This is a genomic window from Ramlibacter sp. (assembly GCF_013697775.1).
GTDB lineage: Bacteria > Pseudomonadota > Gammaproteobacteria > Burkholderiales > Burkholderiaceae_C > Ramlibacter.
The window spans coordinates 1-7,815 of record NZ_JACCWG010000433.1 but is presented as its reverse complement, the minus strand read 5'-3'; the positions used below and the strand labels follow the sequence as shown (position 1 = coordinate 7,815).

Sequence of the window (7,815 nt, the reverse complement as noted above, 5' to 3'; positions counted from 1 at the left end):
CGCATCGGGGGCGCCGCAAGCCAGGGATCGCAGGCGACGTCGGGATGCGCGGCGCTTCGCACGTCGATGCCGATCTGCCCGTCGATCGCGCCGCCGAACGACGCGAGCGTGCCGGTCGTTTCCAGACCGGCCAGGCGCTGCGGCGCGCACGCGAGGAGGTCGCGCGCCTGCGCCATCCTGAGTTCCAGCCACTGCGCGGGCGCCGCCCGGGCGTGCGATGCGGTCGCGAAGAAAACCAGTTCCGCCATATAGGCGCCCAGCGCCTGGTAGCGCCAGTGCATGCCGGCCGCGTCGGCGCCGGCCGGCGGCTGCGCGATGTCGGGGTGCGCCAGGACTTCGTCGCAATGCCGCGCCAGCGCGGCCTGGTCCAGGCGCGGCGACAGCCAGGCGCGCAAGACTTCGGGCGTGCGCAGCGCGGCGCTGCCCAGGAAATGGTGCAGCGCCTCCGTCGGCCCCTCGAAGATGCGGAAGATGCGCGCATCGCGGAAGATCTGCGGGATCAGGTTGCTCTCGATATAGCCGCGGCCGCCGGCCAGTTGCATCGTGCGGTCGACCGTTAGCCACAGCCATTCGGTGGCAAGGCATTTGTAGACCGCCAGCAGCTCGGGCGAGACGGCGTCCCCCGCGTCCCGTTGCCCGGCGAGCTCTTGCGTCAGCCGGTCCAGCACCTTGATCGCGTGCATGGTGTCGGTCAGGACCGAGCGCGTATGCGGGTTGCCGAGCAGAGCTCCGGTCGAGATGTCGCGCCGCCCGGCATAGCGCAGCATGAGCTGGTAGCAGCCCTTCATCGCGCCCAGGCAGACCGCGGAAATGGCCAGCCGGCCGTAGCACATCGTGTCCTGCGCCACGGCCATGCCGTGGTCGGCCTGGCCCAGCACCTGGTCGGCGCGCGCGACCACGCCGTCGAGGATCACGGTGTTCTGGACCATGCCCCGCATGCCCATGGTCAAGGCTTCCGGCCCCTGCCGGATGCCGGGGCTGTCCTGTGCAATGGAAAAGCCGGTGACGCCGGTGACCTGCCCGTCGGCGTCCACCGTCTTCGCGAACACGTTCATCACGCCCGCCCAGGCGGCCGAGCCGCTCCAGGACTTGGTTCCGCTGATCCGGTAGCCGCCGTCCGGCAGGCGCTGCGCGGTCGCGCAGATGGCGCCCGGGTTGGACCCGGCGCCGGGCTCCGTCAACGCGAAGGCGCCGAGCTCGCGTCCCGAGGCGAGGTCCGCCAGGTGCCGCGCCTTGGTCCCGGCGCTGCCGTGGGCGGCGATCGGCCAGATGCCGAGCGCATTGTTGAGGGCCACGAACAGCGCGATCGTCACGTCCTTGGCGCCGAGCACTTCCAGCACGCGCAGGAAATCGGCGTTGCCGAATCCCAGGCCTCCCGCCGAGCGCGGCGCGATCATGCCGAGCAGGCCGCGGTTGCCCATGTCGAGTACGACGTAGGGCGGGATGGAGCGCCGCTCGTCGATCAATTGAGAGTTCACGCGGCGCGGGAAGTAATCCTTGATCCAGGCGATCAATGCCTGCGCCTCGGGCGACGCCGCTTGCCCGGCTGCGGGCACGGACTCGGGCGCGGATGCGGCGTGCATGCCGGCCCCGGCCTCCGGCCAGCAAGCCAGCAGGCCCAGCTCGCCGGCGATCAGCCTGCGGCGGATGAGGTCGCGCTGGATCTTGCCGCTGCTTGTCTTGGCGATCTCGCCGGGCTGGACGAAGCCGATGAACGCCGGCGCGAGGCCATGGCTTTCCCACACCGCACGCCGGATGCGGTCGATCTCCAGCTGCAGTTCGGCGGCCGTTAACTTCAGGCGATTGAGTCCTTGAACGATCGCGATGCTTTCGTCCGGCAGCGTGAACGCGGCGCCGCTGTGGACGCGCAAGGGCTCGCCCAGCGACTGCACGGTCTCTTCGATGTCCTGGGGGTAGTAGTTCACCCCGTTGACGATGATCAGCTCCTTGATGCGGCCGGTGATATACAGCTTGCCGTTCCTCATGAAGCCGAGATCGCCCGTGCGCAGGAACGGGCCTTCGCCCGTGTCCGCCTCGTAAGCACGGAAGGTTTCCGCCGTTTCGATCGGGCGTTCCCAATACCCGCGCGTGACGCTCATGCCCTTGAGCCAGATCTCGCCCACCACGCCGTCGGGCCTGGCCTTCCAGGTCCGCGGCTCCACGACCAGCGCCATGAGGTCGGGGATGACCTCATGGACGCTCACGACTTGCGCGGTGGAGGCGGTGTCCGCCGCCGGCAGCGCCTTGTCGGCGCCCAGTGCGCCGCGGTCGAGCGACAGCGCGACCGTTTCGGGCAGGGCATGGCCACCGGAAACGAACAGGGTCGCTTCGGCCAGGCCGTAGCAGGGGAATTGGGCCGTGGCCCGGAAGCCGGTGGGCGCGAAACGCGCGGCGAAGCGTTCCAGTGTCGATGTCTTGACGGTCTCCGAACCGTTGAAGGCGGTGTGCCAGCTGCCGAGGTCGAGCTGGGCGATCTCGGCGTCGGTCATTTTGTCGACGCAGAGATCGAAGGCGAAATTGGGTGCGCCCGAGATGGTGCCGCGGTACTGGGAGATCGCGCCCAGCCAGCTGCCCGGGTGGCGCAGGAAACTGAAGGGCGACATCAGGACCGCGTGGGCACCGACCGACAGCGCCTGCAGGACGACCGCGATCAGTCCCATGTCGTGATAGAAGGGCAGCCAGCTGACAAGCACCGAATGGAAGTTGCTGCCCATCGCGCCCGCCTGGTGGCGGGCGTTCTGCAGGATGTTCTCGTGCGAGACCATCACTCCCTTGGGGGTGCCTGTCGATCCCGAGGTGTATTGCAGAAAAGCGATGCCGCGCGGATCGATGTCGCGCAGCGGCGGCAAGGATGCAGGCACGGCGTCGGCAAGGCTGCCCGGTGCATGCCCGGCAACGAATGCGTCGGCAAAGATGAAGTCCGGAGGCTGGCCGCCGAAAATCCCGCCGAGCGCGGAACCGTTGCGCTCGATCACTTTTCTGTCCAGGATGACCGCGGCGGGCGTGCAGTTTCCCCGCACCGCGACCAGCTTGTCCCAGTCCCGCTTGGTCGAGGGCGGGTACATGGGCACAGCCACGACACCGGCGGCCAGGCACGCGAGAAACGCGACGAGGTAGTCGAGCCCCGAGGGCAGGACGAGCATCACCCGCTCGCCGGCCAGCCCGCGCGCCTGCAGATCGGCCGCGCACCCGGAAACTGCGTGGCAAAGCTGCGAGAAGCTCAGCTCGCCCTCGCATCGGCCCTTGTCCCGCACAAAGGTGTATGCCGTCTTGTCGGGGCAGACCGTCCCCCAATGGAACAACCGGTCCACGATCGTGCGGTGCGACGAGAGAAGCGAAGCGTCGTCCAGTGCAAACATCCCCAAAGGCAATTCGTCGCGGTTCATGGCAGGTTTTGGAGTGTGTTGATCGGTGCGGATGCCGAGCTTTGGTCAAGGGAAAAGATAACTTTGTAGTCTTGAAGGACAGCTAATGAATTGATCTTCAAACCAATTCATTTGTTTGTTAAATGTTTCTCTAATAGTCCATTAAATGACAATTGGACTTTTCAATAAATTGATCTCGAAAAATCAATTCATTTGTTCGATAGATGTTTCGTCGATAGTCCGCACAACGACAATCGATCGTGTCGGCAATGCGCGGCCGCGCGCAGCGACGCGCGACGCGCGACACCGGACGTCTTTCAGGGGAGTGCGAAAAAACCGTCAGGCCACCGGCGGTGCATGCGGTGGCGCGGGCGCGGGAGGACCGTCAGGGCGGCACGCCCGGCAGTCTCAGCTCGACAGATCGCCGAGGACGGAGAACGAGGCGGTGGCGGTGGCGACGAGCCGGCCGTCGGCCGATGTCAGGCGCATGTCGGCGGTGGCCAGCCTGCTGCCGCCCCGCACCACGCGCGCGGTGGCGGTCAGATCCTGATGCTTGGCGCCTTCCAGCATCCTCACGTGCAGGTCCGCGGTGAGGACCATTTTGCGGCAATGCGCGGCAACCGTGAACCAGCCCGCGGTATCCAGCATCACGGCCAGGATGCCACCGTGCGTATCGCCCATCCCATGGTCGTAGCCGGAATGGCGCGGCAGTAACACGGTGGCGTTGCCTTCGTCGTCGTACGTCAAGCACATCCCCATCGTTTTCGCGATGGAAGCCCTTTCGAAGGCTGTCTGGAGAAATGCCTTTGCGGCTTCCAATGATGAAGACATGGACACGCGCTCCCTTTGCATTGCGGTGATGAACCTGATGGTAGCCCGCCCGGCCTCATCCAACAATGCAATGCGCGAAGCAAGGGTTTCGCGCGCGCCTTACCATGCGGGCATGACTGCCACCCTGCGGATCGATTTCGTCTCCGACGTTGCCTGCCCCTGGTGCGCCATCGGGCTGGCCTCGCTGGAAAAAGCGCTGGGCGAACTGGACGGCGATGTGCGCGCCGAGCTGCACTTCCAGCCGTTCGAGTTGAACCCCGGCATGCCGCCCGAAGGCCAGGACATCGGCGAGCACCTCACCCAGAAGTACGGCTCCACGCCAGAGCAGCAGGCCGCCGCGCGCGAGGGCATTCGCCAGCGCGGCGAGGCGCTGGGCTTCAGCTTCCGCAAGGAAGGCCGCGGGCGCGCCCACAACACGTTCGATGCGCACCGGCTGCTGCACTGGGCCGGCCTGCAGGATGCGGACAGGCAGCTGGCTTTGAAGAAGGCGCTGCTGAAGGCCTACCACGGCGAAGGCCGTGCGCCGAACGACCGCGCCGTGCTGCTCGACGCCGCTGCCGAAGCCGGCCTGGACCGCGCGGAGGCCGCGCGCGTGTTCGATGACGGTTCCTATGCCGGCGAGGTGCGCGAGCGCGAGCAGTTCTACCAGCAGCATGGCATCAGCGCCGTGCCCTCGGTGATCGTCAACGAGCGCCACCTGATCCAGGGCGGCCAGCCGCCCGAGGTGTTCGCGCAGGCACTGCGGCAGATCGCCGCTGAACACGAATAAATTGCTGCGCAATTGATTCGTGTTGGTTGATCAGTCGCGCGACCGCTCGTTCACCCCGAGCCAGAAGTCGTGCACCTGGCGCATCTTGCGCCGCAGCTCGTCGAAGTCGGTGGCCTTGCGCACGTAGCTGTTGGCGCCGGCGGCGTAGCAGGCCGCGATGTCGTTCTTTTCGGTGGATGAGGAGTGCATCACCACCGGCAGGGTGGCGGTGAGGCGGTTGCGGCGGATCGCCTGCAGCACCTCCAGGCCGTGCATGCGCACCAGCTTCATGTCCAGGATCACCACCCGCGGCTGCTGGCGCGTGTCGCGGTCGGCGTGCGCGCCGCGGCCGAACAGGTAGTCGAGCGCTTCCACGCCGTCCGTGGCGGTGGCGACGTCGGTGGCGGTGCAGCACTCGCCGAGCGCGAGCACCGTGAGCTCGAGGTGGTCGGGGTTGTCGTCCACCACAAGGATCGCAGCATCACTCATGAGGCTTTTGGGAACGGGAATGGGCATGGCAGGCACGCCGGCCTGCTTCTCCGCGGCGGTGCGCGGACTCTCCCTGCGGGGCGGATTGTCACATGGCCCCCGACCGAATACTACCGCCAGGTTCCTGCGCCAGGCGCCATCTGGGAATTCCGGCCACGTTGCCAATGGCGGGAGGGATGCGTCTCGGTTTATTAGCACCGGAATTCATGTCGCCACGGGCTTGCGCGGCCGCGTTCCGCGGCCCACAATCCGCAGCTCGCGCGGCGTACGGTCGAGTTGGCGCCTGCGCAGGGGAGAGGACTTGTCACAAGCATATTGGCCCGCATACGCGCGGCCCGCGGAGCCTCCGCCGGACGGCACCGAAACCCGGCGGGCGCCGCCCGCCAGTTTGCTGCCGCCGCAGCTGCCAGGCACCCGCACCGAGGACCAGCTGCGCATGCTGGCCTATGAAGTCACCGTGGCCGAAGCGCGCGAGCGCGAGCGCATCGCGCTGGGCCTGCACGACGACATCGGCCAGGTGCTTGCGATCGTCGCGCTGAAGCTGGACGCACTGCGCCATGCCGGCGACGCCAGCGACGCGCAGGAGCGGGGCGCGCAGCTGGTGCAGATGCGCGAACTGGTCGGCCAGGCGCTGCAGGCCACGCGCTCGGCCACCTTCGACCTCAGCAGCCCGGTGCTGCAGCAGCTGGGCCTGCAGGCCGCCATCGAAAGCCTGGTGCCGCGCACCGAGCGGCTGGCCGGCATCAAGGTGGCGCTGCACGGCGAACTGCCCGCGCTGGCGCTGCCGCAGCAGGTGCAGGCCGTGGTGTTCCGCGTGCTGCGCGAACTGCTGGCCAACATGAGCAAGCATGCGCGCGCGCGCGAAGCCCGCATCACATTGGATGCCGACGCCGAGCGGCTGCTGATCGTGCTGGCCGACGACGGCGTCGGCTTCGACGCCGACCGCCCGCGCGTGGGCTTCGGGCCGCACGGCGGCTACGGCCTCTTCAGCGCCGAGGCGCAGATCCAGGCCGTGGGCGGCCATCTCGCCCTCGCATCGGCGCCGGGCCGCGGCACGCGCGCCACCATCGTCCTGCCGCTGCAGCCGGCCGCAACCGAAGCGCACTGACATGTCCATCCGCATCGTTCTTGCCGACGACCACCGCATCCTGCGCGAAGGCCTGGCCGCCTTGCTGGAGCGCCAGCCCGACCTGGAAGTGGTCGGCCAGGCCGAAGACGGCGCCGAGCTCGCCCGCCTGGTGCGCCAGCTGAAGCCCGACGTCGCCGTCACCGATTTCTCCATGCCCGGCCTCAACGGCCTGGAGGCCATCCGCCGCATCCGCACCGACGACCCGCAGGTGAAGATGCTGTGCCTGTCGGTACACGTGGAAAGCCGGCTGGTGCTCAGCGTGCTGAACGCCGGTGCCGCCGGCTACGTGGTGAAGGACTGCTCGTTCGACGAACTCGCGCGTGCGGTGCGCCAGGTGGCGGCAGGGCAGATCTACCTGAGCGCGCAGCTGGTCGGCATCGTGGTGCAAGAGTGCCGCACGCGCGCGAGCGGCGAGGCCACCGCGCAGGACACCGGCGCGGCGTTGACGCCACGCGAGCGTGAAATGGTGCAGCTGTTCTCCGAAGGCCATTCCACCAACGACATTGCCGAGCGGCTGTACGTCAGCGCCAAGACCGTGGCCACCCACCGCCAGCACATCTTGCAGAAGCTGCGCATCGGCAGCATGGCGGAACTCACGCGGTATGCGCTGCGCGAGGGGCTGAGTTCGCTGGATGCGGTGTGTCGGGTGGGGAGCACCCCGGAGCAGATCTCCTAGGTTTTCCTCACCGCCAAATTCAGTCTTTCGCTGATGGCGCGGCGCGGCTGGCGCGCCGATCCTTGGCGCGTGAACATCCGCGTCGCGCTGGTCGATCCGCATGCCCAGTACCGCCAGCACCTCGCCGGGCTGCTGGCGCGTGAATCGGGCATTGCCGTGGTGTCCGAGGCGTCGGGCCTGCGGAGTTTTTCCGACGCCTTTCTAGCCAACCCGCCCGGGGTCGTGCTGTTCGACATCGATTCCCCCGCCGGCGGCGGCATCGCCGCACTGGCGCGCGTGGCCGAGCGCCATCCGGGCCTGCGCATCGTCGCCCTGTGCCTGCACGACGAACCCCGGCTCGTCGCCGCGGCGCTGGCCGCGGGCGCGTGCGCCTGCGTGCGCAAGGACCAGCCGTTCGCCCATCTGCTCGCCGCCATCCACGCCAGTGCGCGGGGAAGTGCGAACTAAGCAGTTTCGGAAGGCCAATCTCAGCAATTTGCCGATGTGCAGCCCGGCAGTGGGCTGGCATCGTTCGGGCACATGATCGATCTGGCCATCCAGCACGTTGCCACGCAGTTGAACGACGCGCTGCGCAGCC

General features: G+C 67.9%; 7 protein-coding genes. 4 read left to right on the top strand and 3 right to left on the bottom strand.

Going from position 1 to position 7,815, the window contains the following annotated elements; genetic code table 11:
• Both H0U68_RS21885 and H0U68_RS21880 read right to left on the bottom strand, forming a co-directional pair.
• Window positions 1-3,386: AMP-binding protein (locus H0U68_RS21885; protein WP_296359017.1), on the bottom strand; the 3,386-nt coding region annotated here is incomplete at its 3' end.
• A 387-nt stretch (window positions 3,387-3,773) separates the two neighbouring features.
• Window positions 3,774-4,196: a PaaI family thioesterase gene (locus H0U68_RS21880; RefSeq protein ID WP_296359016.1), complete on the bottom strand. Its 423-nt coding sequence runs from the start codon at window positions 4,194-4,196 to the stop codon at window positions 3,774-3,776.
• Window positions 4,197-4,308: 112 nt separating this feature from the next.
• On the opposite strand from H0U68_RS21880, the gene H0U68_RS21875 reads away from it, so the two are divergent.
• Complete coding sequence (locus H0U68_RS21875) at window positions 4,309-4,965, top strand: DsbA family oxidoreductase (RefSeq protein ID WP_296359015.1); 657 nt, start codon at window positions 4,309-4,311, stop codon at window positions 4,963-4,965.
• Window positions 4,966-4,995: 30 nt separating this feature from the next.
• On the opposite strand, the gene H0U68_RS21870 is transcribed toward H0U68_RS21875, so the two are convergent.
• Window positions 4,996-5,433: a response regulator gene (locus H0U68_RS21870; RefSeq protein ID WP_296359014.1), complete on the bottom strand. Its 438-nt coding sequence runs from the start codon at window positions 5,431-5,433 to the stop codon at window positions 4,996-4,998.
• Between the two features lie 388 nt (window positions 5,434-5,821).
• On the opposite strand from H0U68_RS21870, the gene H0U68_RS21865 reads away from it, so the two are divergent.
• The 3 genes from H0U68_RS21865 to H0U68_RS21855 all read left to right on the top strand — a co-directional run bounded on the left by H0U68_RS21865 (window position 5,822) and on the right by H0U68_RS21855 (window position 7,685).
• Window positions 5,822-6,541, top strand: a complete 720-nt coding sequence (locus H0U68_RS21865) for a sensor histidine kinase (protein ID WP_296359013.1) — start codon at window positions 5,822-5,824, stop codon at window positions 6,539-6,541.
• Between the two features lies 1 nt (window position 6,542).
• Window positions 6,543-7,238: a response regulator transcription factor gene (locus H0U68_RS21860; RefSeq protein ID WP_296359012.1), complete on the top strand. Its 696-nt coding sequence runs from the start codon at window positions 6,543-6,545 to the stop codon at window positions 7,236-7,238.
• Between the two features lie 69 nt (window positions 7,239-7,307).
• The gene (locus H0U68_RS21855; protein WP_296359011.1) at window positions 7,308-7,685 is read left to right on the top strand and encodes a response regulator; all 378 of its coding nucleotides are present in this window, start codon (window positions 7,308-7,310) and stop codon (window positions 7,683-7,685) included.
• Window positions 7,686-7,815 lie beyond the last annotated feature (130 nt).

Bases quoted from the DNA above. Each gene is read 5' to 3' on its own strand.
- H0U68_RS21870 (WP_296359014.1), bottom strand. From the start codon at position 5,433: ATGAGTGATGCTGCGATCCTTGTGGTGGACGACAACCCCGACCACCTC.
- H0U68_RS21880 (WP_296359016.1), bottom strand. From the start codon at position 4,196: ATGTCTTCATCATTGGAAGCCGCAAAGGCATTTCTCCAGACAGCCTTC.
- H0U68_RS21875 (WP_296359015.1), top strand. From the start codon at position 4,309: ATGACTGCCACCCTGCGGATCGATTTCGTCTCCGACGTTGCCTGCCCC.
- H0U68_RS21860 (WP_296359012.1), top strand. From the start codon at position 6,543: ATGTCCATCCGCATCGTTCTTGCCGACGACCACCGCATCCTGCGCGAA.